General features: G+C 65.0%; 26 protein-coding genes. 11 read left to right on the top strand and 15 right to left on the bottom strand.

The genetic code is table 11. The features are described 5' to 3' along the window. Positions 1–245 precede the first annotated feature (245 nt). Genes BMY68_RS04690 through BMY68_RS04665 form a run of 6 tightly spaced genes read left to right on the top strand, consistent with a single transcriptional unit; the run spans position 246 to position 6,300 of the window. Complete coding sequence (locus BMY68_RS04690; protein ID WP_085531356.1) at positions 246–3,149, top strand: monovalent cation/H+ antiporter subunit A; 2,904 nt, start codon at positions 246–248, stop codon at positions 3,147–3,149. Then, positions 3,149–3,493, top strand: a complete 345-nt coding sequence (locus BMY68_RS04685; protein WP_003202835.1) for a Na+/H+ antiporter subunit C — start codon at positions 3,149–3,151, stop codon at positions 3,491–3,493. Before BMY68_RS04690 ends, BMY68_RS04685 begins: the two co-directional genes overlap by 1 nt. Next, complete coding sequence (locus tag BMY68_RS04680) at positions 3,490–5,175, top strand: monovalent cation/H+ antiporter subunit D (RefSeq protein ID WP_085531358.1); 1,686 nt, start codon at positions 3,490–3,492, stop codon at positions 5,173–5,175. Before BMY68_RS04685 ends, BMY68_RS04680 begins: the two co-directional genes overlap by 4 nt. After that, positions 5,172–5,660: a Na+/H+ antiporter subunit E gene (locus BMY68_RS04675; protein WP_053260744.1), complete on the top strand. Its 489-nt coding sequence runs from the start codon at positions 5,172–5,174 to the stop codon at positions 5,658–5,660. Before BMY68_RS04680 ends, BMY68_RS04675 begins: the two co-directional genes overlap by 4 nt. Beyond that, the gene (locus tag BMY68_RS04670; protein ID WP_009043397.1) at positions 5,657–5,935 is read left to right on the top strand and encodes a K+/H+ antiporter subunit F; all 279 of its coding nucleotides are present in this window, start codon (positions 5,657–5,659) and stop codon (positions 5,933–5,935) included. The genes BMY68_RS04675 and BMY68_RS04670 overlap by 4 nt, the downstream gene beginning before the upstream one ends. Next, on the top strand, positions 5,932–6,300 hold the full coding sequence (locus BMY68_RS04665; protein WP_007932797.1) for a Na+/H+ antiporter subunit G: 369 nt from the start codon (positions 5,932–5,934) through the stop codon (positions 6,298–6,300). Before BMY68_RS04670 ends, BMY68_RS04665 begins: the two co-directional genes overlap by 4 nt. Before the next feature lie 10 nt (positions 6,301–6,310). On the opposite strand, the gene BMY68_RS04660 is transcribed toward BMY68_RS04665, so the two are convergent. Then, entirely contained in the window at positions 6,311–6,748 is a 438-nt protein-coding gene (locus BMY68_RS04660; RefSeq protein ID WP_009043396.1) for a DUF3995 domain-containing protein, read from the bottom strand. 98 nt (positions 6,749–6,846) lie between these two features. Between BMY68_RS04660 and BMY68_RS04655 the strand changes: the two genes are divergently transcribed. Continuing rightward, the gene (locus tag BMY68_RS04655; protein WP_053260741.1) at positions 6,847–7,236 is read left to right on the top strand and encodes a DUF2946 domain-containing protein; all 390 of its coding nucleotides are present in this window, start codon (positions 6,847–6,849) and stop codon (positions 7,234–7,236) included. A 91-nt stretch (positions 7,237–7,327) separates the two neighbouring features. Further along, positions 7,328–9,463 (top strand): TonB-dependent receptor, encoded by a 2,136-nt coding sequence (locus BMY68_RS04650; RefSeq protein ID WP_085531360.1) that lies wholly within the window; start codon positions 7,328–7,330, stop codon positions 9,461–9,463. An 83-nt stretch (positions 9,464–9,546) separates the two neighbouring features. On the opposite strand, the gene BMY68_RS04645 is transcribed toward BMY68_RS04650, so the two are convergent. From BMY68_RS04645 to BMY68_RS04635, 3 genes are all read right to left on the bottom strand, one after another. Further along, entirely contained in the window at positions 9,547–10,581 is a 1,035-nt protein-coding gene (locus tag BMY68_RS04645; protein WP_085531362.1) for an ABC transporter substrate-binding protein, read from the bottom strand. A 117-nt stretch (positions 10,582–10,698) separates the two neighbouring features. Then, the gene (locus BMY68_RS04640; RefSeq protein ID WP_175534808.1) at positions 10,699–10,935 is read right to left on the bottom strand and encodes a hypothetical protein; all 237 of its coding nucleotides are present in this window, start codon (positions 10,933–10,935) and stop codon (positions 10,699–10,701) included. Continuing rightward, a complete protein-coding gene (locus tag BMY68_RS04635; protein ID WP_007923648.1) occupies positions 10,893–11,342 on the bottom strand; it encodes a hypothetical protein in 450 nt (149 codons plus the stop codon). The genes BMY68_RS04640 and BMY68_RS04635 overlap by 43 nt, the downstream gene beginning before the upstream one ends. Positions 11,343–11,887: 545 nt before the next feature. Between BMY68_RS04635 and BMY68_RS04630 the strand changes: the two genes are divergently transcribed. The 3 genes from BMY68_RS04630 to BMY68_RS04620 all read left to right on the top strand — a co-directional run bounded on the left by BMY68_RS04630 (position 11,888) and on the right by BMY68_RS04620 (position 12,903). Further along, the gene (locus BMY68_RS04630; protein WP_007923647.1) at positions 11,888–12,118 is read left to right on the top strand and encodes a hypothetical protein; all 231 of its coding nucleotides are present in this window, start codon (positions 11,888–11,890) and stop codon (positions 12,116–12,118) included. 65 nt (positions 12,119–12,183) lie between these two features. Beyond that, on the top strand, positions 12,184–12,576 hold the full coding sequence (locus BMY68_RS04625; RefSeq protein WP_175534807.1) for a hypothetical protein: 393 nt from the start codon (positions 12,184–12,186) through the stop codon (positions 12,574–12,576). 87 nt (positions 12,577–12,663) lie between these two features. Continuing rightward, positions 12,664–12,903 carry a DUF2789 domain-containing protein gene (locus BMY68_RS04620; RefSeq protein WP_009043390.1) on the top strand — a complete coding sequence of 80 codons (240 nt, stop codon included), beginning with the start codon at positions 12,664–12,666 and terminating at the stop codon, positions 12,901–12,903. Here the strand turns inward: BMY68_RS04620 and BMY68_RS04615 are convergent. The 11 genes from BMY68_RS04615 to BMY68_RS04560 form a co-directional block, all read right to left on the bottom strand. Further along, the gene (locus BMY68_RS04615) at positions 12,900–13,118 is read right to left on the bottom strand and encodes a hypothetical protein (RefSeq protein ID WP_009043389.1); all 219 of its coding nucleotides are present in this window, start codon (positions 13,116–13,118) and stop codon (positions 12,900–12,902) included. The genes BMY68_RS04620 and BMY68_RS04615 overlap by 4 nt on opposite strands. A gap of 133 nt (positions 13,119–13,251) precedes the next feature. After that, a complete protein-coding gene (locus BMY68_RS04610; RefSeq protein WP_085531364.1) occupies positions 13,252–14,877 on the bottom strand; it encodes a methyl-accepting chemotaxis protein in 1,626 nt (541 codons plus the stop codon). 215 nt (positions 14,878–15,092) lie between these two features. Beyond that, a complete protein-coding gene (locus BMY68_RS04605) occupies positions 15,093–15,497 on the bottom strand; it encodes a TraR/DksA family transcriptional regulator (protein WP_007923643.1) in 405 nt (134 codons plus the stop codon). Between the two features lie 448 nt (positions 15,498–15,945). Further along, complete coding sequence (locus BMY68_RS04600; RefSeq protein WP_085531366.1) at positions 15,946–16,968, bottom strand: ABC transporter permease; 1,023 nt, start codon at positions 16,966–16,968, stop codon at positions 15,946–15,948. Between the two features lie 70 nt (positions 16,969–17,038). Then, entirely contained in the window at positions 17,039–18,619 is a 1,581-nt protein-coding gene (locus BMY68_RS04595) for a sugar ABC transporter ATP-binding protein (protein WP_085531599.1), read from the bottom strand. Positions 18,620–18,704: 85 nt separating this feature from the next. After that, positions 18,705–19,631 carry a sugar ABC transporter substrate-binding protein gene (locus tag BMY68_RS04590; RefSeq protein ID WP_009043386.1) on the bottom strand — a complete coding sequence of 309 codons (927 nt, stop codon included), beginning with the start codon at positions 19,629–19,631 and terminating at the stop codon, positions 18,705–18,707. 394 nt (positions 19,632–20,025) lie between these two features. Next, positions 20,026–21,084 (bottom strand): Gfo/Idh/MocA family oxidoreductase, encoded by a 1,059-nt coding sequence (locus BMY68_RS04580; RefSeq protein WP_085531368.1) that lies wholly within the window; start codon positions 21,082–21,084, stop codon positions 20,026–20,028. A gap of 186 nt (positions 21,085–21,270) precedes the next feature. Then, positions 21,271–22,131: a sugar phosphate isomerase/epimerase family protein gene (locus BMY68_RS04575; RefSeq protein WP_085531370.1), complete on the bottom strand. Its 861-nt coding sequence runs from the start codon at positions 22,129–22,131 to the stop codon at positions 21,271–21,273. Positions 22,132–22,387: 256 nt separating this feature from the next. Next, on the bottom strand, positions 22,388–23,398 hold the full coding sequence (locus BMY68_RS04570; protein WP_085531372.1) for a bifunctional inositol 2-dehydrogenase/D-chiro-inositol 1-dehydrogenase: 1,011 nt from the start codon (positions 23,396–23,398) through the stop codon (positions 22,388–22,390). Between the two features lie 34 nt (positions 23,399–23,432). Further along, complete coding sequence (gene iolD, locus BMY68_RS04565) at positions 23,433–25,367, bottom strand: 3D-(3,5/4)-trihydroxycyclohexane-1,2-dione acylhydrolase (decyclizing) (protein ID WP_085531374.1); 1,935 nt, start codon at positions 25,365–25,367, stop codon at positions 23,433–23,435. 382 nt (positions 25,368–25,749) lie between these two features. Further along, positions 25,750–26,571 (bottom strand): TIM barrel protein, encoded by an 822-nt coding sequence (locus BMY68_RS04560; protein WP_085531376.1) that lies wholly within the window; start codon positions 26,569–26,571, stop codon positions 25,750–25,752. Positions 26,572–26,596: the final 25 nt, after the last annotated feature.

Raw genomic sequence — 26,596 nt, 5'->3', positions numbered from 1 at the left:
AAAGGGCCTGTCTGCTTCCTTTCAAGCGGGTCCGTTGCCAAGGGGCGTGACCATAACACCGCGCGCAGCGCTTTGTTGTCATTCACCCCGGGCAAACTGCCATGATTTTCGCACCAGCCGGCTTTTTGTCCCCGGCCTTGAAGGCTGGCCGAAGGGGTTTTGTAGGATCCTGCCACAGCTTCAAGGTTGGTGATCACAGAGTCGGCACGTATGATGCATCACAATTTCCCGCAGATTAGAAGCCTATGTCCCTGATAGTTCTACTGCTTCTGCCTTTTATCGGCAGCTGTCTGGCGGCCTTGCTGCCGCACAACGCGCGTAACACCGAGTCCCTGCTGGCAGGCCTGGTCGCCTTGGCCGGTAGCGTGGCGGTGGCCTCGATGTACCCGCAGATCGCCCATGGTGGCGTGATCCGTGAAGAGTTCAACTGGCTGCCCAGCCTCGGCCTGAACTTCGTCCTGCGCATGGACGGCTTCGCCTGGCTGTTCTCCATGCTGGTGCTGGCCATCGGTACCCTGGTGTCGCTGTACGCGCGCTACTACATGTCGCCGGAAGACCCGGTGCCGCGCTTCTTCGCGTTTTTCCTGGCCTTCATGGGCGCCATGCTCGGCCTGGTGATTTCCGGCAACCTGATCCAGATCGTGTTCTTCTGGGAACTGACCAGCCTGTTCTCCTTCCTGCTGATCGGCTACTGGCACCACCGCTCCGATGCCCGGCGCGGGGCCTACATGGCGCTGATGGTCACCGGCGCAGGGGGCTTGTGCCTGCTGGCGGGGGTCATGCTGCTCGGCCATGTGGTCGGCAGCTACGACCTGGACCAGGTCCTGGCTGCCGGAGATCTCATCCGAGCCCATGCCCTCTACCCCATTCTCCTGCCGCTGATCCTGATCGGCGCCCTCAGCAAAAGCGCGCAATTCCCCTTCCACTTCTGGCTGCCCCACGCCATGGCCGCGCCGACACCGGTCTCGGCCTACCTGCACTCGGCGACCATGGTCAAGGCCGGGGTGTTCCTCCTCGCCCGCCTCTGGCCGTCGCTGTCCGGCAGCGAAGAATGGTTCTGGATCGTCGGCGGCGCCGGGGCCGCGACCCTGGTGCTGGGCGCCTACTGCGCGATGTTCCAGAACGACCTCAAGGGCCTGCTGGCTTACTCGACCATCAGCCACCTGGGCCTGATCACCCTGCTGCTGGGCCTGAATAGCCCGCTGGCCGCGGTGGCCGCGGTGTTCCACATCCTCAACCACGCCACCTTCAAGGCCTCGCTGTTCATGGCCGCCGGCATCATCGACCACGAAAGCGGCACCCGCGACATCCGCAAGCTCAACGGCCTGATCAAGCTGATGCCGTTCACCGCGACCCTGGCCATGGTCGCCAGCGCCTCCATGGCCGGCGTGCCGCTGCTCAACGGTTTCCTGTCGAAAGAGATGTTCTTCGCCGAGACGGTGTTCATCAATTCCACCGCCTGGGTCGAGGCCGCCCTGCCGGTAATCGCCACCATCGCCGGCACCTTCAGCGTCGCCTATTCCCTGCGCTTCACCGTGGACGTGTTCTTCGGCAAACCGGCCGAAGACCTGCCGCACACGCCCCACGAGCCGCCGCGCTGGATGCGCGCGCCGGTGGAACTGCTGGTGTTCACCTGCCTGCTGGTGGGGATCTTCCCGGCACAGATGGTCGGCCCGCTGCTGGCCGCGGCCGCCCAGCCGGTGGTTGGCGGCACGCTGCCGGAGTACAGCCTGGCGATCTGGCACGGCCTGAATGCGCCGATGATCATGAGCCTGATCGCCATGTCCGGCGGCATCGTGCTCTACCTGCTGTTGCGTGCCCCGCTGGTGCGCGGTGATTTTGCCTATCCGCCGCTGATCGGCCGCTTCAACGGCAAGCGCCTGTTCGAGCGCAGCCTGGTGAGCATGATGCGCCTGGCCCGGCGCCTGGAACGGCGGATCAGCACCCAGCGCCTGCAGACCCAGCTGTTCCTGCTGGTGCTGGTGGCGGTGCTGGCCGGCCTCATCCCGATGCTCTACAGCAGCCTGAGCTGGGGCGACCGGCCGAAGATCCCGGGCTCCATCGTCTTTGTCACCCTCTGGCTGCTGGCCATCGCCTGCGCCCTGGGCGCGGCCTGGCAAGCCAAGTACCACCGTCTGGCGGCCCTGACCATGGTCAGCGTCTGCGGGCTGATGACCTGCGTGACCTTCGTCTGGTTCTCCGCGCCGGACCTGGCCCTGACCCAGCTGGTGGTGGAAGTGGTGACCACGGTGCTGATCCTGCTCGGCCTGCGCTGGCTGCCCCGGCGGATCGAGGATGTTTCGCCGCTGCCCAGCAGCCTGCCCAAGGCCCGTGCCCGCCGCCTGCGCGACCTGCTGCTGTCGATCGCCGTCGGCCTGGGCATGGCCGTGCTGTCCTACGCCATGCTGACCCGCCAGACCCCCAACGACATTTCCTCGTTCTACCTCAGCCGCGCCCTGCCGGAAGGCGGCGGCAGCAATGTGGTGAATGTGATGCTGGTGGACTTCCGCGGCTTCGATACCCTGGGCGAGATCACCGTGCTGGTGGCCGTGGCCCTGACCGTGTTCGCCCTGCTGCGACGCTTCCGCCCGCCGAAGGAAAGCATGCAGCTGCCGGCCCAGCAGCGCCTGCTAGCGCCCGACGTGGTCACCGATCTGGTCAACCCGCGCCATGCCAGCGACACCGCCCTGGGCTTCATGATGGTGCCGGCGGTGCTGGTGCGCCTGCTGCTGCCGATCGCCCTGGTAGTGTCGTTCTACCTGTTCATGCGCGGCCACAACCTGCCGGGCGGCGGTTTCGTCGCCGGCCTGGTGATGTCGGTGGCGTTCATCCTGCAATACATGGTTGCCGGCACCCAGTGGGTCGAGGCCCAGATGAGCCTGCGGCCGTTGCGCTGGATGGGCACCGGCCTGCTGTTCGCTACCCTGACCGGGCTCGGCGCCCTGGCGTTCGGCTACCCGTTCCTGACCACCCATACCCTGCACCTGGACCTGCCGCTGCTGGGCGATATCCATATCGCCAGCGCGCTGTTCTTCGACATCGGCGTGTATGCCGTGGTGGTCGGCTCGACCCTGCTGATCCTCACCGCGCTGGCGCACCAGTCGGTGCGTGCCCAAGTCAAACCCCAAGCCAAGCCAGGAGCCGCCTGATGGAAGAAGTCATTGCAATCGCCATTGGTGTGCTGGCGGCCTCCGGCGTCTGGCTGGTGCTGCGGCCACGGACCTTCCAGGTGGTGATGGGGCTGTGCCTGCTGTCCTACGGGGTCAACCTGTTCATCTTCAGCATGGGCAGCCTGTTCATCGGCAAGGAGCCGATCATCAAGGACGGCGTGCCCCAGGACCTGCTGCACTACACCGACCCGCTGCCCCAGGCGCTGGTGCTCACGGCGATCGTCATCAGCTTCGCCATGACCGCGCTGTTCCTGGTGGTGCTGCTGGCGTCCAGGGGCCTGACCGGCACCGACCATGTGGATGGCCGGGAGCCCAAGGAATGAACCTGATGCCGCACCTGATCGTCGCGCCTATCCTGCTGCCGCTGCTGACCGCCGCGGTGATGCTGATGCTCGGCGAGAAACATCGCCCGCTCAAAGCCAGGATCAACCTGTTCTCCAGCATGCTCGGCCTGGGCATTTCCGTGCTGTTGCTGTGCTGGACCCAGCAGACCGGCGTGCCCGGCTCCGTCGGCGTGTACCTGCCGGGCAACTGGCAGGTGCCGTTCGGCATCGTGCTGGTGGTCGATCGCCTGTCGGCGCTGATGCTGGTGCTCACCGGGATCATCGGCGTCAGCGCCCTGCTGTTCGCCATGGCCCGCTGGGACCGCGCCGGGGCCAGCTTCCACGCGCTGTTCCAGATTCAGCTGATGGGCCTGTACGGTGCCTTCCTGACCGCCGACCTGTTCAACCTGTTCGTGTTCTTCGAAGTGCTGCTGGCCGCCTCCTACGGCCTGATGCTGCACGGCTCGGGGCGGGCGCGGGTGTCCGCCGGCCTGCACTACGTGGCGATCAACCTGCTGGCCTCGTCGCTGTTCCTGATCGGCGCGGCGCTGATCTACGGCGTCACCGGCACCCTGAACATGGCCGACCTGGCGCTGAAGATCCCGCTGGTGCCGGAAGCCGACCGTGGCCTGCTGCACGCCGGCGCGGCGATCCTGGCCACCGCGTTCCTGGCCAAGGCCGGCATGTGGCCGCTGAACTTCTGGCTGGTGCCGGCCTACTCCTCGGCCAGCGCGCCGGTGGCGGCGATGTTCGCGATCATGACCAAGGTCGGGGTCTACACCCTGCTGCGCCTGTGGACCCTGCTGTTCTCCGGCCAGGCCGGGGCATCGGCCTACTTCGGCGGCGACTGGCTGATCTACGGCGGCATGGCGACCATCGTCGGCGCGGCCCTGGCGATCCTCGCCGCGCAACGCCTGGAGCGCATGGCCAGCCTGAGCATCCTGGTCTCGGCCGGGATCCTCCTGGCGGCGATCGGTTTCGCCCAGCCCAGGCTGATTGCCGGCGCGCTGTTCTACCTGGTCAGTTCGACCCTGGCCCTGAGCGCACTGTTTTTGCTGGCCGAACTGATCGAACGTTCGCGCTCGGCCAACGAGATCCCCCTCGAGGATGAAGTCGAAACCCTGCCCCGGCCCCAGGAGTCGCTGCAACCGCCACCGGGCACCAACCTCGACGACGAGCAGAAAGCCGTGGTCGGCCAGGTGATTCCCTGGACCATGGCCTTCCTCGGCCTGAGCTTCATCGCCTGCGCGCTGCTGATCATCGGCATGCCGCCGCTGTCGGGTTTCATCGGCAAGCTGAGCCTGATCGGCGCCCTGCTCAACCCACTGGGGCTGGGCCAGGCCACGGATGCACCCTTGTCCGGCGCCGCCTGGGGCCTGCTGGCCTTGCTGATCCTCTCCGGCCTGGCGTCGCTGATCGCCTTTTCGCGCCTGGGCATCCAGCGCTTCTGGACCCCGGAAGAACGGCCGTCGCCGCTGCTGCGGCGCTTCGAGTGCGTGCCGATCATTGCCCTGCTCGGGCTGTGCATGCTGCTGACCGTCAAGGCCGAGCCGCTGCTGCGCTTTACCCAGGCCGCCGCCGACAGCCTCAACAATCCGCAACAGTATGTGATGGCCGTGCTCGGCACCCGGGCGGTCCCCAGCCCCGAGGCCCAGGCGGCGTTGCAGGAGGTGCAGCCATGAAGCGCCTGTTCCCCGCTCCCTGGTTGTCGCTGGCGCTGTGGCTGCTATGGCTGGTGCTGAACCTGTCCGTCAGCCCCGGCAACCTGCTGCTCGGCGCCCTGCTGGGGTTCTGCGCGCCGCTGATGATGCGGCCGTTGCGCCCGCTGCCGATCCGCATCCGCCGCCCCGCGACCATCCTGCGCCTGCTCCTGGTGGTCGGCCGCGATGTGCTGCTGTCGAACCTGGCCGTGGCCTGGGGCGTGCTCAACGCCGGGCGCCGCCCGCCGCGCTCGCGCTTCGTCAAGATCCCCCTGGAGTTGCGCGACGCCAACGGCCTGGCCGCGCTCTCGACCATCACCACGGTGGTGCCGGGCACGGTGTGGTCCGAGCTGTCCCTGGACCGCAGCATCCTGCTGCTGCATGTGTTCGACCTGGACGACGAAGCGGCTTTCATCCAGCACTTCAAGACGACCTACGAGCGTCCGTTGATGGAGATCTTCGAATGAGTGCCCTGCTCGCGAATGCGATCCTGTTCAGCCTGTTCCTGTTTTCCGTGGCCATGGTCCTGACCCTGGTCCGGCTGTTCAAGGGTCCCTCGGCCCAGGACCGGGTCCTGGCCCTGGACTACCTATACATCCTGGCGATGCTGATGATGCTGGTGCTGGGCATCCGCTACGCCAGCGACACCTACTTCGAGGCGGCGCTGCTGATCGCCCTGTTCGGCTTCGTCGGCTCCTTCGCCCTGGCCAAATTCCTCCTGCGTGGCGAGGTGATCGAATGAATGCCGTCAGTGAACTGTCGTGGTGGATCGAGATACCGGTGGCGATCCTGCTGGTGCTCAGCAGTAGCTTCGCGCTGATCGGCGCCCTGGGCATGCTGCGCATGAAGGATTACTTCCAGCGCATGCACCCGCCGGCCCTGGCCTCGACCCTGGGCGCCTGGTGCGTGGCCCTGGCGTCGATCCTGTATTTCTCAGGGATGAAGTCGGGGCCGGTGCTGCACGCCTGGCTGATCCCGATCCTGCTGTCGATCACCGTGCCGGTGACCACCCTGCTGCTGGCGCGGGCGGCGCTGTTCCGCAAGCGCATGGCCGGCGACGATGTACCGGCGGAGGTCAGCAGCCGGCGCAGCGAAAGCGGCAGCTGAGTTCAGCCACTCAGTTCCAGGCCACCACCAGCAGCCCCGCGCCCAGGACCACGCACAGCGGCGAATAGAACAGGGTGTCCAGCCGGGCAAACCGGGACCCGCTGACCTCCTTGAAGAACCCCACCAGGTTCGAATCGCCGATGGCCCGGGCGAACATCAGCAAGGCCATCGCACTGATCACCCATTGCAGCGCCGGGTGGCTCACCGTCGGCAGGTACAGGCCCACCCGCAAGCACACCAGCATCGCGATCAGCAGCAGGCCCACCGCCACCAGCAAGGTGGCGAACCCCGAGGGCTTGAACGCCGGCTCCAGCTCGCCCGGCGTCCTGCCCGGCACCTGGGGAATCGCCGCGTCACTGCCGCGCTTGCCGCCGGCGGCCCAGTACAGGTGGATCAAGCTGATCAGCAGGAAGGCTCCGGCCATCCCTTGCGCGATCAAAACATTCATATGCAAACGTCCATGGCAAAAAAATGTCGCTGAAGAATGGACCCACCCGCACGTTTTTGTAAGTACGTTCGTCGCCTGCGATGGTAAAGTGCCGCCTCATGAAATTAACCCGAACCGATCGCTCGCTCGTTGCCTGGATGCTCTATTGTTGCGTCCTGTTCAACGTGTTCGCCTGCAGCATCGGCCACGGGCAAATGGTCGGCCAGCAGCTCAACGGGATCGGCGGCCAGTTCTGTACGGTGGACCCGCGCACCCAGGCGCCGGCCTCCTCCAACCCGGTCGACGAATCGCTGCCGACCCTGTCCAAGGCTTTCGGTTGCCCGCTGTGCTCCACCGGCGGCATGGGCCCGGCGTTCAACTCCAGCCTGACCCTGGCGATCCTGCCGCAGCACCACAGCCCACCGCTGGCGCCGCGCGCCACCGCCGACGTCCCCACCCGTTTCACCTGGCCCGCGGCCCACCCGCGCGCGCCGCCCGCCTTCGCCTGAGTCTTTCGCCCTTGTCATCAGCCCGCCCCGTGCCTTAACCCACGGTGTTTGTTCGTGGGCTGCTTCCTAGCCAAGCATTCAGGATCTACCGATGAAACACATTCCCCTGCTGGCCAGCCTGTGCGGCTGCCTGTCCGTCAGCGCCTGGGCGCAATCCAGCGTCGACCTGGCGCCGATCACCATCGACGGCGAGCAGCCCGCCGAACCCGGCCTGGCCCTCGACCAGTCCAGCGGCATGGCCTCGCGCCTGGGCCTGAGCGTCCGCGAAACCCCGGCCTCGGTGGCGGTGGCCAACCGCAACGATATCGAGCGGCGCGGCGCGCAGAACTTCCAGGACGCCGCCAACACCCTGCCCGGGGTCAATGCCAGCGCCCCGCCGGGGTTCGGCGGTTTTGTCTCGTACCGTGGTTTCAGCAATAGCCAGATCACCCAGATGTTCAACGGCATCAACGTGTCCAGCGGTCTGGCGCGACCGGTGGACGCCTGGATCTATGACCGGGTCGAACTGCTCGGCGGCCCCTCTTCGCTGGTCAACGGCGCCGGCTCCGTGGGTGGTTCGCTGAACTACGTGACCAAGCTGGCCGACCGCCAGGAGCGGGCCATCGAGGGTCGCGTCAGCTACGGCAGCTACGACACCACGCAAACCGCCTTCGGCCTCAACCACGCCCTCAGCGAGGCCGGCGACGAGATGCAGCACTACGCCCGCCTCGACGTCAGCCACAACACCAGCAACGGCTACATCGACCGCCAGGAACGGGATGCCTGGAGCCTGGCGTTTTCCCTGCTCAGCGACCTGACGCCGAACCTGTCCCACACCCTGGCCGTGGAATACCAGGACGAACACGAGGACAGCCCGTACTGGGGCACCCCGGTGCTCAACCCCAAGGCCGGCGAGTTGAAGATCGACAAGCACAACCGCTTCAACAACTACAACGTCGAGGACGGTCGCTACGAGCAGCGCACGATCTGGGTGCGCTCGATCGTCGACTACCGGATCAACGACAGCACCAGCCTGCGCAACACCCTCTATCACCTGGACAGCCAGCGCGATTACCGCAACCTGGAAACCTACCAGTACAACACCGACAACAGCGCGGTGAACCGCTCCACGGCCTATCAGGTGCGGCACCAGGGCGAGCAGAACGGCAACCAGTTCGAACTGCGCCACGACAGCTCGATCTTCGGCCTCGACACAACCTGGTCCGGCGGCTTCGAGTACAAGGTCAACCGCACCACCAACTCGCCGCTGAACGTCAAGGCGGCCAACAGCGTCGATCCGAACAACTACCAGCCGGGGCATTTCTACGACCTGCCGGGCACCCGCCAGGGCTTTGTCGCCGACAAGACCAACGAGGTCGCCACCCAGGCGCTGTTCGTCGAGAATCGCCTGGCCCTGACCGACCGGCTGACCCTGCTTAGCGGCCTGCGCTACGACCACATCGACCTGGACGTGACCAACCACCGCCAGGTGACGGCGAGCAACCCGCGGCACCTCAAGCGCAGCTGGGAGCCGGTCACCGGCCGGGTCGGCCTGACCTACCAGTACCTGCCCGGCGCCAACGTCTACGTGCAATACAGCACTGCCGCCGAACAGCCCAACAGCGCCACCCAGGACTTCGATGTCTCCACGGGCAAGCAATGGGAAGTGGGCAGCAAGTTCGATTACCTGGACGGCCGAGGCTCGGCGACCCTGGCGGCCTACCGTATCGAGCGCAAGGACTTCGCGGTGACCGACCCGCTGGACCCGACCCTGAGCATCCCGGTGGGCCAGCAGACCTCCAGGGGCATCGAGGTGGCCAGCTCGCTGCGGGTCACCCCGAAGCTGCTGCTCGAGGGCAACTTCGCCTGGGTCGATGCGCAGTACGACGCGTTCACCGAGAAGAACGCCGCGGGCGTGGTGGTGTCCCGCAAGGGCAATACCCCGACCAACGTGCCGGACCGGGTCGGCAACCTGTGGCTGACCTATGACCTGGCGCCGCAGTGGCAGACCGGGGTGGATGCGCGTTATGTGGCCTCGGTGTACGCCGACACGGCCAACACCCTGACCGTGCCCTCCTACACCCTGTACGGCACCTTCCTGACCTATAAGCTCGACAGCCACACCTCGATCACCGGGCGGGTACGCAACCTGACCAACGAGGTCTACGCCGAGTTCGCCCATGTGTCGCCGGCTTACTACCTGGGTACGCCGCGGACCTTCGAGCTGGCGGTGCAGAGCCGCTTCTAAAGGCATCGCGAGCCAGCTTGCTCCTACAGTTCGCGTAACCCTGTAGGAGCGAGCTGGCTCGCGATAGCGATCTCCCCAGCCCCTCAATCCAGGCTGGCACTCACCTTGTCCGCCACATCCCCGGGCAACCACGCCCGCCACACGTCCGGATGCGCCTTGAGGAATGCCCGCGCCGCCTCCCGGGGTGGCGTGTGCTTCTCGCTCATCTCGGCCAGGGCCTTGTTCAGCGCTTCGATCGGCAAATCGACCTTGCTAAAGAACTCGGTAATCTGCGGGTACTGCCGCTGGAACGGCGTGGACACGCCAATCGACAGCTTCGAGGCCAGCGAGCGCGTGGGGCGTGGGTTGGGGTGCTCGGCGTCGGTCAGGGTTTTCCAGGCCTCGGCATCGAACGGCGGCTCCTCCAGCTGGATCAGCTTGAAGCGACCGAGCAACGGGGTCGGCGACCAGTAGTAGAACAGGACCGGCTGGCCGCGACGGATCGATGAAGTGATCTCGGCGTCCAGCGCCGCGCCGGAACCGCTGCGGAAATTCACATAGCTGTCGGTCAGGCCATAAGCCTTGAGCTTCTGCTTGTTCACCACTTCCGAGGTCCAGCCGATGGGGCTGTTGAGAAAACGCCCCTTGCCCGGGCTTTCCGGGTCCTTGAACACGTCCTTGTAGCGCGCAAGGTCGGTGACGCTGCGCAGGCCCGGCGCCAGCGGCTTGATGCCCTTGGCCGGGTCGCCCTTGACCACGTATTCCGGCACCCACCAGCCTTCGGTCGCGCCCTTCACCGTGTCGCCCAGGGCCGCCACCTTGCCCTCGGCCTCGGCCTTGACCCACACCGGGCTGCGTCCGGCCCACTCTTCGCCGATGACCTGGATATCGTTATTGGCCAGCGCGGTTTCCAGGGTGATGGTAGTACCCGGCAAGGTGTCGGTCGGCAGGCCGTAACCCTTCTCGACGATGGTGCGCAGGATATCGGTGATCAGGCTGCCGCTTTCCCAGTTCAGGTCGGCGAAGTGGATCGGCGCCTGTGCCGGCTGTACCGACGGTGCCGCCGAGGCGCCGGCGGGCGCCAGCAAAATACCCAAGCCAAGCAGCGTGCCGCCCAGCAGTGTTCGCAGTCCTTTCATGCCTGTGCCCCTTTAGCTGTTCACAGCGTTGCAGGATGGTCTTGCGATCGGGGACCGCAAGCCTCTGACTAATTGAGTCATCTGACTGTAGTAGAGGTTCCTGCTTTCGAGGGGACTTCAGTTTTCGCCCTGCTCCTGCAGGCGCTGCAACTCGCGGCGCACCATGCTGGCGTATGCCGCCGGCTGCAGGACATACAGCTGCGAGGCCACCCAGGCCAGCCAGGCGCCTTGCAGCATGGCCTTGCGTTCGAACAGGCGCTGGGCCTCGGCGCGGGCGCGCGCAAGATGCTGCTGGTGGAATTCGGCGCGGCTCACTCGCTGGCCTTGAAGCTCACCAGTTCTCCCTTGCGCCATTTGGCGGCCTTGCCGGTCACGGCTTTCAGGGTCTTGGTCAGGCCTTCCTGCAACTGCTGGTTGGCGGCGAATACCGTCACCACGCTGTGGCCTTCCTTGAACAGGATGGCGTGGCCGTCGGCGGTGCTGACAAAGGCGTATTCGCCCAGGCCGTAGACGGCCAGCTTGATCTCGCGAAACCGGATTTCGAACTTGCCGCCCTCACGGCTGGGCAGGACCGCGGCGCGGAAATGGTCGCCGACCTTGAGTTCCAGGCGCGGCTTGTCGTCCACGACCAGCGCCGTCTCGGTATCGATTTCGGCGACGTAAATGCCTTCCGGCGTCTGTTCGGTGATGTAGACGAAACGGGACTGGAACTGTTTGACCAACTTTGCGCGTAAGTCGCCCAGGACGAACAACGCGTGCATATCAAGATTACTTACTGCCAAGGAAAGATCCCCGAAACTGAAAATGACTCTGCCCGCGTAAACGACGGACAGCAGAAAAAGGCGGCCGAACCGGCGCCGTGACTCCACATGAAAACAATCCGAAAAAGCACCACCCGCCAACGCGTAGGCGCAAACACCGGAGCGCCCCTCCCCAGAAAGACCGGAAGGACTACCGGACCGTTTGGCCCGCATCAAGCGCAGAAGAAGTGATTCCAGCTCGCCGAGAAAGCTGCGCACTCACTGTCGATCGGAAAACCTCACGATCCTTTCGTCACCCTTAATGGGACGGGAGTGCTGCAGATAAACATCAATCTCTGACTGCCGGGGCAATTCTAGAGCAACTTTATGTATTCAGAGCAACCCATGCGTTAGCAAATCGCTGAAAAAACCTCTTTCACCCTACCGGTCAGCCACTTGCGTGACTTAACTCAGCCATCGACCGGCAACAACTGCCATACTGCCGCGACCTTGAAGCCGGCCACCGGCCAGGCTTCACCAGCATAATTTCCAGGGGAAAGTCGGACGTGACGGAATTCGATATAGGCGAGTTTTTCATCCATGGCGAGGCCCGGGATGTCGAGGGCGAGTTCCAGGCCGTGATCGTGATGCGCGCCAAGCCACCGCTGCGCACCGTGCGCTGCCACCAGGTGGAAAAGGACCGCTGGTTCAAGACCGCGGAACTGGCCGAAGCCGCCGCCAAGGACGCCGCCCGCGCCCTCAAGCAGGCCGTCGACCAGGGCGCCCTGAACCTCTGAACGGCAATAAAGGATTGCCGCGCCCGACCGACATATTGGTGAGCCTTCATTTCAAGAGCACCATGATGATCGACCTCAACCCACCTGCCCGCCTGCCTTCCCTGGCCGAGTTCGCCCTGCCCGGCGCGGCGGCCAGCGAAAGCCCGGCGAGCGATCCGTTTGACCTGCGCACCGCGATCACTCGGGCGACCAACGCTGCTCCCGACGGCGTGCTCGAAGCGAAAAAGAAACGCATCAAGCTGCTGCGCAAGCAGATCGAACAACTGCAGCAAAGGCTGCGCAAGGCCAACGAGCGCCTGGCGATGGTACAAAGCGCCGCCCGGCATCGCACAACCGACGCGCACATGCAGGCATTGTCCGCCGCCCGGGCCCAGGCGCAGGCCGCCAGCAGCGCCTTGTCGATGGCCCAGGTGGCGCTGTTCCAGGCCGAAAGCGCGGTGATCGGCAGCGAGGTCTGAGCCCCCGGCAAGCTGATCGAACTCCTGGTTGCCCGGCGCCTCAGATGCAAGACAATGCCCGGATAATCCCTCAGCAAGGAGATCAACATGGACTCGCCGACCCACGACCTCAAAGGGCTGTTCGATCAACTCGGCCTGGACTCCAGCCCCAACGCCATCGACGCGTTCATCGAGCAACATTCGCCACTGCCCGCGGACGTGCGGATGATCGACGCCGACTTCTGGACGCCCCGGCAGGCGGCCTTTCTCAAGGAAGAACTGCGCGAAGACGCCGATTGGGCGCGGGTGGTCGACGAGCTCAACCTGCGCCTGCATCAGCGTCGTTAAGCCGAACGGCTGAATACTGGGTGTCCGGCCTTGTCCCGCGCCAGCTGGGCCAGCCAGGACGCCTGGCACTCCAGGGCCTCTTCCCGGCTGGCGAACGGCGCGCCGCGGCGCTCGCCATTGACCAGCACGACCCAGCACACATTCAGCCCGACCGCGCGAAAGGTGGCCGGTACACCGCTACCAATCATCACTGCGACATCGACTTTGCTTTGCATGAGGACTTCTCCTGGTAACTAGTTAGCTAGCTAACAATGTCGCTCATACTAATGAGTTCCAATGCTGGGAAAAAGCCATCTCTGGCACAGCTTCGTTGCAGGGCCGGTAACAATGGCCGGCCCTTGTCCAGGCTCAACCGCGCGCGGCCGCGGCGGCCTGCTCCGGTTTGTAGCCCAGGCGCAGGCCGCCCCAATGCCGGCCCTTGACCCTGATCGGCACCGACAGATCGTGCATCAGCTCGCCGGTATCGCGGGTGTAGGTTTGCAGCAACAGCGGCTGCTGGTGGCTGCCGCAACGCAGGCCGGTGCGGTCCTCGAACTTGCGCTTGGTGCGGTTGTGCAAGGTGTCCACCTGCGGGTCGCCGGTCAGCGGCTGGGAGAACGCCTGGTTGTGGGTCGGCACGTAGCCCTGGGGCGTGCAGGCGATGGCGAACACCAGGCCTTCGTGACGCGCCAGCAACGGCTCCTGGATCGCCGGCAGCACCTGATCGGCGTAACGGTCGAAGCGGGTCTGGTATTTCACCGGCTGGGTATTGGCGATCGGCTGGTAGCTGCGGTCGAACAGGTCGTCGAGGCTGATGCGGTTGGCCGCAAGATCCGCCTCGAACTGCTCGGCGATGCGCCGGGCGCCTTCCTGGGCCAGGTCGTAGATGCGCTGGTGGTAGTCATCCAGGCCGACCTCGGCCAGGCGTTCGCTGATGATCTCCGCCTGCCCTTCCATCTGCGCCGCCGCCTCGGCCAGGCGGCGGGTCTGCTGGTCGCTCACCGCCAGATCGCCGCGCACCTGCTCCACGGCATGGAACAGGCTGTCCAGTTGCTGGCGATTGGTCTCGGCGCCGCGGGCGATCTCGCCGACCTGGTTTTCCACCCCGGCCGCCAGCCGGGCGATGTTCTGCAGGTGCTGGCCGGTGGACTCGACCTGCTCGACCCCGGTGTTCAGGTCGCTGGACAGCTGGCGGATCTGCTCCACCACCTGGGCCGTGCGCTGCTGGATATCGCCGACCATCACCCCGACCTCGTCGGTAGCGGTGGCCGTGCGCCCGGCCAGGCCACGCACTTCATCGGCCACCACGGCGAACCCGCGGCCATGCTCGCCGGCCCGCGCCGCCTCGATGGCGGCATTCAGCGCCAGCAGGTTGGTCTGGCTGGCGATCGACTGGATCACCAGCGCCACCCGCTGGATGTCTTCGCTGCGCTGGCTCAAGGCTTCGATCAGTTGCCGGCTGTCGTTGGCGCTTTGGCTGAGGCGGTGCATACGGGTGATCGACTCGCCCAGCACCGCGCTGCCTTCGGCGCTGCTGCGGTGGGCTTCGCTGGCGGCGCTCAGGGCCTGCTGGCTGAGCTGCGCGGCCAGTTGCTCGGTGTGGATCATCGCCTCGGCGCTGCTGACGATGCGCGCCGCCGAGTCCAGTTGCGATTGCACCCGCCCGGCCAGTTGCCGGACCGAATAGGCCACGCCGGCGGCCGACAGTGCGTTATGGCTGGTGCTGCAGGACAGGTCGCGCGTCAGCGCGGCGATCTCGCGGTTATCGACGCTGCTCGCCGGCGCTGCGGCCTTGGCCCTGCGCAAGAGCGGCAGCCAGACGATCAGCAGCATCAGCGGCACGGCGAGATAGAAAGAAAGCCGCCCCTGGGACAGGACGTACAGCACTAGCAGCAAGGCGCCGCTTTGCAGGGCTGGAACCTGCCAGCGCCGGGTGTTTTGGCCTGTCGGCAGCGGTTGCGCCATGGCAGCCGGCGAAGATCCGTCTTGCGTCATCTGGATTACCCCACGCTTTTCTAATTATTTGACCTGCATTGAACGCCACTAAAAAGCCATTATCCATGGTCCATTAGTCGCAGCTTTGCAGCAGATCAATAGAAAGGCGCGGGCTTTAAAGACGCCCACAAACGACTCGCGGGCAAGCCGCCGATCCCAGGCGTCTCGACGACCTTGGGATGGGGCTTGCCCGCGAGGGAAAGAAGTCTTGGCGATCAGGCCTGACGCTGGTGCTTATCGATCTGCTCGTGACGTTCCTGAGCTTCGATGCAGTACTTGGTGGTCGGGCTGATCAGCAGGCGTTTCAGGCCGATCGGCTCGCCGCTGTCGTCGCACCAGCCGAAGCTGTCGTCGCCGATACGGCCCAGGGCCTGCTCCAGCTGCGGCAGCATGCGCTGGTCGCGGTCGATAGCGTTGACCAACCAGGTCCGCTCTTCCTCTACGGAAGCCGCGTCGGCAGGGTCGGCCGGGGTGTCCAGGCTCTCAATGGCGATTCGGTTCTGTTCGATGCGCTCGTGGGTTTCGACCTTCATGGCCTGCAACAGCTCAGTGAAAAAAGCCAGCTGCTCGGCGTTCATGTAGTCATCCGCCGGCATGGCCAGCAACTTTTCCTTTGTCATTGATTTCTCTATAAAAAATACGTGCATTAAGGCGAATTAAAGCTGTTTTCCGTGCCCCCTTTCGGGGCATCGGAAAGGCGCCATACATTCCAAGCGCCACCCGGCACTCAATTTACGAGGGGCGGCAGTCTAAGGCCGGTTCGAGGCGTCAGCAACTGAAATGACATCAGATTTGTCTGATAAGCCCTGAAAGCCCGCCAGGGCTGGCTTTGGCGGCGGTTATCGGAGTGCGTTTATAACAAGAAATTCCATCGGCCGGGGTCTTTTAGAAGACAAACGGCAGCGGCAGGCCCGAAAAAAGGCCTGCCGCTGCCGGGATTCTGCACGCTTCCCTGTAGGAGCGAGCTTGCTCGCGATGGGCGTCAATGTACCGCGTTTCCATCAGACCCTACGCGTTATCGTTGACCGCCATCGCGAGCAAGCTCGCTCCTACAGTAAAACAGAGGGATCAGCGCTTGAGCTTGCGCTTGTTGCGGTACTGGTCGATGACCACCGCCACCACGATGATCAGGCCCTTGATGATGTCCTGGATGTAGGCATCGACGCCGACGAAGGTGAAACCGCTGGCCATCACCCCGAGGATCAGCGCGCCGATCACGGTGCCGGTGATGCGCCCCACGCCGCCGGCCAGGCTGGTGCCGCCGATCACCGCCGCGGCGATGGCATCCAGTTCATAGGACATGCCCATGCCCGCCTGCCCGGTCGCCGCCCGCGCCGAGGCCACTACTCCGGCGAGCCCCGCCAGCAGCCCGGCGATGCTGTAGACGATCACCAGGTGGCGCTTGACGTTGATCCCCGAGGTCCGCGCCGCCTGCATGTTGCCGCCGATGGCATAGGTGTACTTGCCGTACTTGGTGTAGCGCAGGGCGATATGAAAGATCACCGCCACCACCAGGAAGATGATCACCGGCATCGCGCCGTGGCCGATGGCCGTGTAGGAATCCGAGAGCATGCTGATCGGCTGGCCTTCGGTGTAATAGCGCGCCAGGCCACGCGCCGAGACCATCATGCCGAGGGTGGCGATAAAGGGCGGGATGCCGGTGATGGCGACAATGCTGCCGTTGATCGCCCCCGCCAGCAGCCCTACCCCCAGCCCGGCCACCACCGGGATCCACACCGGCAGGTCGGTCAGCGACGGAAACACCGCACGGGTGAAGTCCGAGGTCTGCGCCAGGCTGGCGGCGATCATCGCCGACAGCGCCAGCACCGAGCCGGACGACAGGTCGATGCCGGTGGTGATGATCACCTGGGTCACGCCGATGGCCAGCAGGCCGATGATCGACACCTGCAGGATCATCAGCACCAGGCGCTGGGAGTTCATCAGGAAGCTCTGGTCGCGCACGATCCAGCCGAACAGCTCGAACACCAGGCCGATGCCGATCAGCACCAGGAAGATGCTCAGCTCGGTGGGCAGGCGCCGGCGCGTTCTGGCTGGCGCCGCCGCGGGTTTGTTTTCCAGTATCGCGTTCATAAGCCTTCACCTTCTTCTTGTATGGCCGGCGGCGAACACACCTCGCCGATGGCCTTGATACGTTTGCCGGCTAGTGGACCAGGGACATCCCGGAAGCCAGTTGCATGACCTTCTCCTGGGTCGCTTCGCCGCGGTCGAGGGTGCCCATCAGCTCGCCCTCGTGCATGACCATCACCCGGTCGCTCATGCCCAGCACTTCCGGCAGCTCCGAAGAAATCATGATCACCGCCATGCCTTCGCCGGCGAGGTAGGCGATCAGCCGGTAGATCTCGGCCTTGGCGCCGACGTCGATGCCGCGGGTCGGCTCGTCGAGGATCAGCACCCGCGGATTGGTCATCAGCCAGCGCGCGAGCAAGGCCTTCTGCTGGTTGCCGCCGGACAGGGTGTCGATGCACTGCTCCAGGGACGGGGTCTTGACCCGCAGCTTCTTGCACATGTCCTCGCACAGGGCGCGCAGGGCCTTCTGCTGGATGAAACCGTTGCCGGCATAGTGCGGCAGCACCGCCATCTCCATGTTTTCCAGGACCGACAGGCAGGGAAACAGGCCGCTGAGCTTGCGGTCCTCGGTCAACAAGGCAAACCCCTTGTCGATGGCCATGTGCGGATCGCTGATGCGCACCGGCTGGCCGTCGAGGCGGATCTCGCCGCCGTCGCTGGGGGTAATGCCGAAAATCGTCTCGGCCACGTTGGTGCGGCCCGAGCCCATCAGCCCGGCGATGCCAAGGATCTCCCCGGCGTGCAGGTCGAAGGACACGCCCTCGAACACCCCGTCCAGGCGCAGGTCGCGCACCGACATCAGCAGCTCGCCTATGGGTTTCTCGCGCACCGGGAACAATTGGCTCAGTTCGCGGCCGACCATCATCGAGATCAGGCTGTCGCCGTCCATGCTGTCGGCCCGTTGCAGGCCGATGTAGGCGCCGTCGCGGAACACCGCCACTTCATCGGCGATGGCGAACACTTCGTTCATCTTGTGGGTGATATAGATGATGCCCTTACCCTGGGCCTTGAGGTCGGCGATGATCGAGAACAGGTGCGCCACCTCTTTCTCGGTAATGGCCGAGGTCGGTTCGTCCATGATCAGGATGTCGGAGTCGTAGGACACCGCCTTGGCGATCTCCACCATCTGCCGCTCGGCGATGCTCAGGTTGCCCACCTGCTCCTCGGGGTCGAGGTTGATCCGCAGGCGCTCCAGCAGCAGCGCGGTGCAGCGGTGCATCTCGCGGTGATCGACCATGTGCAGGCCGTTGAGCTGCTCGCGGCCGATCCAGATGTTCTCGGCGATGCTCATGTGCGGCATCAGGTTGAGTTCCTGGTGGATCATCGCGATCCCCGCCTGCAAGGCCGCCAGCGGCGTCTCGAAATTCACCCGCTGGCCCTTGAGGCGCAGCTCGCCGGCGTCCGGCTGGTAGATCCCGGCAATGATTTTCATCAGGGTCGACTTGCCCGCGCCGTTCTCCCCCATCAGCGCCAGCACCGTGCCGGGACGCACCCGCAGCTGCACATCGGACAGGGCGACAACCCCGGGGAAACCCTTGCTGACGTTGATGACTTCCAGCAGGTAAGGCTGCTGCTCGGACACAGACTGGGCAGACTGAGCGGCGGGCTGCATAGCCGCCGTCGGGATGCTCGAAGCAGTCGCTGAAGCGAACATGATCAGGTACTCCATCCGCGGGGCAGCTGGGCCACCCCGCCGGCTTATGGTTGTTGATGGAACGGACGGGCTGTTTGAACCGGGCTTATTTGAACTGGGCGACGTTTTCCGGGGTGATCAGGCGATACGGCACCCACACCGCCTGCTCCACCGGCTCGTGCCTGGCCATTTTCACCGCGGTGTCGATCGAGCCGTCGGCCTGGCCCTTGGCATCCTGGAACACCGAGACCGCCAGGTCGCCCTTCTGCACCGCGCGCAGGCCATCGGGCGTGCCGTCGACCCCGGCGATCAGCACGCTGCCCTTCTCCACCCCGGCCTGTTTCAGCGCCATGGCGGCGCCGATGGCCATTTCATCGTTGTTGGCCACCACCGCATCGAACTGGCGGCCCTGGGTCAGCCAGTCGTTGACCAGGGTCATGGCCTTGTCCCGCAGCCAGATCCCGGTCTGTTCCTGCTCGACCTTGATCCCCGGGTACTTGGCCAGCACTTCCTTGACGCCCTTGGTGCGGTTGGTGGTGGAGTTGTTGGCCAGGTCGCCCAGCAGGATCACCACCTCGCCCTTGCCGCCCATCTTGTCGGCCAGGTACTGCATCTGCATCTGCCCGGCTTCCAGGTCGTTGGAGGCCACGGTGACCACGCCCTTGGGCAGGTTCAGGTCGTCCGGCCGACGGTTGACGTAGACCAGCGGAATCCCGGCCTTGACCGCCGCTTCGGTGATCTTGCGGGTTGCCGCGGTGTCCACCGGGTTGACCACGATGGCGTCGACCTTCTGGCTGATAAAGCTTTCCACCTGGCTCAGTTGCTTGACCACATCGGCCCGGGCGTCCTCGAACTGCAGCGTGACGCCGTCCGGCAGCGACTTGGCTTTCTGGTCCATGGATTCACGCAGGTAAGTCAGCCAGGTGTCGTCGAACTGCGACATGCTCACGCCGATCTTCAGGTCGGCGAACGCCGTGCCGCTGCCCAGCAGCAGGGACAGGGCAAGCGTGGCGAAACGGGTCTTGGTCTTCATGAAAGGTCTTTCTCCACATTCTTGTAGGTTTTATGGATAAGGCGCAGAAACCACTCAGTGAGGCAGACGCACGATCGGCGCGCCGGGCATGCAGCACACCAGCGCGCCCTTGCGTTCGACGCAAAGCAGGCGGACCAGGGACTGGACGACAAAGGCATGCCGGGGTGTTTGGCGGGGTGTCCGACTGGACAATGGATGGCGGCGCGGCAATGCGCGGCGAAGCAGGTGCACAACGGAACTGAAGGTTTTCATCGACGGTACCTGTTTTGTTTTTGTTGGCGGGTTTCACTCGGTTCAAGGCGGATCTGAAATCGGCCTGTGACGCTGGCGAAACCCTGCTAGTCGGCAACCTGGAAATGACTTTATTGGAAAATAATTTCTATATCAACTCATTTTAGAATTTTATTCCAAATTCATTCTGCAGCCGGAAATCCGCCATTTCCACCACCTGGCGCTGGCGCCAGCTCAGGCGCGCGGCGTCCAGCACGCGGGTGGTGGCCAGGGCCTCGGCCGCGGTCACCGGCAGCGGCCCCTGCCCTTGCAGCGCCGCCTGCCACTGTTTATAGAACTGCAACCAGTCGCCCCGCTCGGAAGCCACCCGCTCACGGATCTCGCCCTGCTCGAACCAGCCCCAGCGCCGGTGTTCCTCGACGCCCCAGCGCTCGCCCTCGGTCTGCGGCGACAGGCCGGCGACCAGCGCCTGCTCCTGGCCGTCCAGGCCCTCGACCGTATAACTGCCGGCCGAACCGCTGACCCGGAACCGTGGCCCCTGGCAGTTCTGCAGACAACTACCGGATAAATGTGAAACCACGCCGTTGGCATGGCTCAGGGCGAGAAAAAAACCGTAGTCGCAGGTCGGCGCCTGGGCGGCGTACTGCAACTCGGCGTAGACCCGGGTCACCGGGCCGAACAGCTGCAAGGCCTGGTCCACCAGATGGCTGCCGAGGTCGCGCAGGAACCCGCCGCCGCTGGTATTGCCCACGGCCTGCGGCACATAGCGCTCGACCCGCGACTCGAAGCGGCTGACGCTGCCCAGGGCGCCGCTGGCGATCAGCTTGCGCAGGGTGAGGAAGTCCGAGTCCCAGCGCCGGTTCATGTACACGCTCAGCGGCACCCGACGGGTTTGCGCGGCGTCGATCAGCGCCTTGGCCTGTTCGAGGTCGCTGGCGAAGGGTTTGTCGCTGACCACCGGGACACCGCGCTCGATGGCTTCCAGCACCAGCGCCGCACGGCCCTCCAGCGGGGTGGAAATCACCAGCCCGTCGATCCCGGCCGCGACCAGTTGCTCGATGCTGTCGAAGGCCCGCACCCCGGGGTGCTCCGCCGCCAGCAGCTGCCGGCGCTCGGCCGACAGGGTGACCACGCCGACGAAGGTCGCGCCGGGCAGGCTGGCAATCAGCGGCGCGTGAAAATGTCGGCCACCATGGCCGTAACCCACCAAACCAATGCGCATCGCAAAGCCCTCCTTATATAGAACCCGTTGTACTGCTGTAGCCGCTGGCGCAGCCTGCGATCGACCACGCAGTGGTCGCAACCACGGCGCATGCGGTCTTTCAGTTCCCTGCACGTCGCCAGGTTTTGCGAGGACGTTGTCCTCGATCGCAGGCTGCGCCAGCGGCTACAGGCGGCTGCGTTTGTGTCAGCGGCACAGCTCGCTGCTGACCCGCTCCAGCATCATCCGGTTGGACTCGTCCGGGCGGTCTTCCCAGGCGAACACCGAGACCGTGGCGATGCCATCGAACCGGATCTCGCGCAGGGTATCGAAGAACGCCGTCCAGTCCACCTCGCCCTGGCCGATGTCCAGGTGTTGGTGCACGGTGGCGGTGACGCCCGGCGGGTTGACGATATAGCGCAGGCTCGAAGACGCCTTGTGGTTGTAGGTGTCGGCGATGATCAGGTGGCTGAGCTTGCTGCCCGCGTACTTGAGCATCGAGGCGATGTCGCCCTTGCCGTCGTCGTAGAAGAAGGTGTGCGGCGCCGCGTACAGGTAGTTGATCCAGTCTCGGTCGAAGCCGCGGATGATGTCCACCGACTCGTTGTTGCGCTCGCAGAAATCATAGGGGTGGGCCTGGATATCGAGCTTGATGCCCTCGCGCTCGAACTCCGGGATCAACTCGTCCATGGAGCGCATGAACTGGTTCTCGCACACCAGCGGGTTGTCCGACTGGCCGGTGAATTCGCTGTTGACCAGCTCGCAGTCCATTTCCACGGCGATCTGGATCGCCCGCTTCCAGTTGCGCACCGCCGCCACGCGCAAGCCTTCGTCGGCGGCGGCCCAGTGGTACATCGGCAACAGCGAAGAGAGCTGCACGCCGCTGTCGCCGAGGGCCTTGCGAAATTCCTTGATCCGCGCCCGGTCGACCCGGGGCGCCTTGTAGAACGGCAGGAAATCCTCGCGCGGCGACAGCTCGATGTACTCATAGCCCAGTTCGGCAGCCTTGTCGGTCATCTGGCCCAGCGGCAGGTGGCGGTACATGTAGGGGTCCAGTGCGATACGCATTTTTATGTTCTCCCCGAATCTGAAGTGGTGACCTGTAGCCGCTGCCGAAGGCTGCGATAAGGCCGAAGGCCTTCAGCGATCTTGAGGCCTTGCGCGCCCTTCGGTCGCGATCGCAGCCTTCGGCAGCGGCTACAAAGTTGCTGTGTCCCCTGTAGGAGCGAAGCTTGCTCGCGATGGAGTCGGATGCGCCGCGTTGTTCCAGACAGACCGCGTCATCGTTAACGTCCATCGCGGGCAACCGGCCGCTCCTACAGAATCAGCCATAGAACGCCGGGCGCGGCGGTTGCTCGACCTTGACGATCTGCCCGCTGTTCTGCGCCTCGATGCAGGCATCGGCGGCCACCGCCGCGGCATAACCGTCCCAGGCCGAAGGGCCACCGACCTGCCCGGCCCGCACACCGTCGATAAAGGCCTGCAGCTCAACGTCATAGGCGGCGATAAAGCGGTCCTTCCAGTCCATCAGGATCGTGTTGGACAGCTTGGCCTCGCTGCGCAGCTGCACCTGGGACGGCTCCGGCAACCGGGCGATGCCGGTCTCGCCCACCACTTCGCACTGGATGTCGTAGCCGTACTGGCAGTTGACGAACACCTCGACGTCGATGCGCGTGCCCTTGGCGGTTTCCAGCAGCACCACCTGCGGGTCGCGCAGGTGCGCCAACGCCTTGCTCGACTTGCGCGGGAACACCACCTGCACCGACACATAGTCGTCGGCCAGCAACCAGCGCAGCACGTCCAGCTCATGGATCAGGGTGTCGGTGATCGCCATGTCGGTCTTGTAGTTCTCGCCGACCCGCGGGTTGCGGTGGGCGCAGTGCAGCATCAGCGGCTCGCCGATCCGGCCGCTGTCGATCACCGCCTTCAGCGCGCGGTAGCCGGCATCGTAGGGACGCATAAAGCCGACCTGGACCAGGCGCTTGCCATGGGCCATCTCGGCCTCGACGATCTTGCGGCAGCCGGCGGCGGTCACCGCCAGCGGCTTCTCGCAGAACACCGGCTTGCCGGCGGCGATGGCGGCCAGGACGAACTCTTCATGGCTCGGCCCCCAGGAGGTGACCAGCAGCGCCTCGACTTCCGGCGCCTTGATCAGCGCCTGCCCGTCGGCATACACCTCGGCGGCGATCTTCAGCTCGGCCACCACCTTCGCCGCCTGCGCAAGATTGATGTCGGTGACCGCCACCACCTGGCTGCCCAGCAGGGTCTGGCTGCAACGACGGATATGGTCCTGGCCGATGGCCCCGGTACCGATGACGCCCAGTTTCAAAGACATGGTGCTACTCCTGTTGTTGTTCGTTTGAGAGCAATCAGTACTGCCGGGCCTTGGCCAGGCGTTCGTTGAGTTGCCTGGCCACCGCGTCGGTGCGGGCACTGGTGGACACCTGCGCCACCCCGACCCGCCACCAGGACAGGTACTTGTGGATCATGGTCTTGGGCAGGACCTTGATATCGATCAGGGTCGACACGCTCTGGGTCCGCGCATCGGCCAAGGCCGCCTGCAGCTCTGCCACGGTCTTGACCTTGTAGGTCTTGCAGCCATAGGCCGCCGCGCTCATGGCGAAGTCCACCGGCACCAAGCCGCCGTCGAGCTTGCCGGTTTCGGGATTGCGGAAACGAAACTCGGTGCCGAAGCTGTCCATGCCGTGTTCCATCTGCAGGTTGTTGATGCAGCCGAAGGTCATGTTGTCCAGCAGCACCACGTTGATCTTGCGTCGCTCCTGGATCGAGGTGGCCAGCTCCGAATGCAGCATCAGGTAGGAGCCGTCGCCCACCAGGGCGTAGACCTCGCGCTGGGGCTCGGCGAGCTTGACCCCCAGGGCCGCGTTGACCTCGTAGCCCATGCAGGAATAGCCGTACTCGACGTGGTAGGTGTTGACCCCCTTGCTGCGCCAGCTGCGTTGCAGGTCGCCGGGCAGGCTGCCGGCGGCGGCGACTATCACCGCGTCGTCGGCCAGGGTCTGGTTGAGCACCCCCAGCACCTGGCTCTGGGTCAGGCAGGAACCGGTCAGCTCGATGAATTCGCGCAGCACCGCCGGGTCCATATGGTCGTTAATCTCCGGGACAAAACCGTCGGCGTGGTATTCGACCTGATAGACCCGGTCCACCTCCGCGTCCAGCTGCGCCCGCGCCTGGACGATCTGTTCGCCCCAGGCGGCCTGGTAATCGCTGCGCGCCAGGGCTTCGGCCAACCCGTTCAGGCCTTCCCGGGCATCCGCCAGCAACTGCACGCCGTCGAGCTTCAGCGCATCGCAGGGGCTGATATTGAGGTTGAGAAACTGCGCATCGGCGCGGAACAGCGACTTCGAGGCAGTGGTGAAATCGCTGTAGCGGGTGCCGATGCCGATGATCAGGTCCGCCTCTTTCGCCAGCAGGTTGGCCGCCAGGCAACCGGTCTCGCCGATACCGCCGACATTCAGCGGGTGGCTGGAGACCACCGCGCTCTTGCCGGCCTGGGTCTCGGCGAAGGGAATGCCAAAGCTTTCGGCGAAGGCCAGCAGCGCCTCGTTGGCCCCGGAATACTTGACCCCGCCGCCACAGACGATCAGCGGCTTGCGCTTGCCGGCAAAGGCCGCCACGGCATCCTCGAGCATGGCCGCGGTGGCCGGCCGGCGCTCGATGCGGTGCACGCGTTTTTGCAGGAAGTAATCCGGGTAATCGTAGGCCTCGGCCTGCACATCCTGGGGCAAGGCCAGGGTCACCGCGCCGGTTTCCGCCGGGTCGGTGAGCACGCGCATGGCGTGGATCGCCGCGGTCATCAGTTGCTCGGGGCGGTTGATGCGGTCCCAGTATTTGCTCACCGCCTTGAAGGCATCGTTGGTGCTGATGCTCAGGTCGTGGAACTGCTCGATCTGTTGCAGCACCGGGTCGGGCTGGCGGCTGGCGTAGACATCGCCGGGCAGCAGCAACAAGGGAATGCGGTTGGCGGTGGCGGTCGCCGCGGCGGTCAGCATGTTCGCCGCCCCCGGGCCCACCGACGAAGTGCAGGCGTAGATCTTGCGCCGCAGGTGCTGCTTGGCGAAACCGATGGCGGCGTGGGCCATGCCCTGCTCGTTGCGGCCCTGATGCACCAGCAGCTCGCCGCTGTCCTGCTCCAGGGCCTGGCCCAGGCCGAGCACGTTGCCGTGGCCGAAAATGGTGAAGATCCCGGCGACGAACTTGCTCTGCACCCCATCGATCTCGACGTACTGGTTGTCGAGGAATTTCACCAGGGCCTGGGCCATGGTCAGTCGTGTCGTAGTCATGCTTGCACCTTGATCAATACGGTGAAGGTTGATGCGCTTACCGCCCTTGCTGCTATTGCCCTTGCCGCTTTTACTGCTTTGCGCCCTTCCTGCTTTTGTAGCCGCTGCCGCAGGCTGCGATAAGGCCGGAGGCCTTCAGCGAACCCGAGGCCTTGCGCGCCCTTCGGTCGCGATCGCAGCCTTCGGCAGCGGCTACAGGAAGCGGTGTCGGGCCAGGGCCTGCTTGAGGCGACCGCCCTTGCTGTTCTTACTGCTCTTGCCTCCTGCTTGTGTAGCCGCTGCCGCAGGCTGCGATAAGGTCCGCAGGACCTTCGGCGATCTTGAAGAGCGCGCCCGCTACGCGGTCGATCGCAGCCTGCGGCAGCGGCTACAGGGAACGGTGTTATGCCAGGGCCTGCTTGAGGTGGTCGATGCTCGCGCCGATCGCCCGCTGGATATCCGCCAGCCCATGTACGCTGTCGGCGAACGGCTCGAACGACAGGTGGCCGCTGTAGCCGCGCTCGAGCAGGGCCTCGATCTGCGCCGCGTTGCCGAGGATGTCGCCCTCGCCCACCAGCACCCGGTGGCCGTCGCGGATGCTCGCCAGCGGCGCCTCGCGGTCCTCGACCCCGGAGATATGCACCAGCCCGGTCAGCTCGGGGAAGAACTCCTGCTCGCCGGCCAGGTGGTGGTGAAAGGTGTCGTGCACCAGGCGGAACACATCCAGCCCGCCGATGGCGCGGATCGCCTCCACCGCCGTGCGCTTGCGCCGCAGGGAACATTCCTCGAAACCCAGGGGCTCGATAAAACCGAGAATCCCGTGCTCGCGCAGGATCGGCGCCAACTCAGTCAAGGCGGTGCGCAAACCGGCGCTGCGCTCGGCTTCGTTGCGGGTATCGGCGCGGTCGTTCAGCGGGCACATCACCAGGCCGCGGGCGCCGCAATCGCGGGCATAGGCGGCAAGCTTCAGGGCCTGGGCGCGACGCTCGGCGTTCCAGACATCGAAGGGGTACAGCGCATTGATCGACAACACCTGGATGCCGTGGGCCGCGCACAACTGACGCACCTGCTGCGGCGGCATGCCGTCTTCGATTTCCACGCCCGCAAGGTCATTGCGGATCTCGATGGCATCGGCTTTCAGGGTCACCGCCAGCTCGATGAACGCCGGCAGGCTCAAACGCGGGGCAACCATACGATTCAGGGCGAAACGCAGGGGCTGGCTCATTATTCTTGTTCTCCAGAGCAACGGA

The sequence above is a fragment of the Pseudomonas sp. NFACC41-3 genome (genome assembly GCF_900109505.1).
Lineage (GTDB): Bacteria > Pseudomonadota > Gammaproteobacteria > Pseudomonadales > Pseudomonadaceae > Aquipseudomonas > Aquipseudomonas chlororaphis.
Note: the sequence above shows the minus strand (reverse complement) of the source record. Positions and strands in the feature narration are given on the sequence as shown.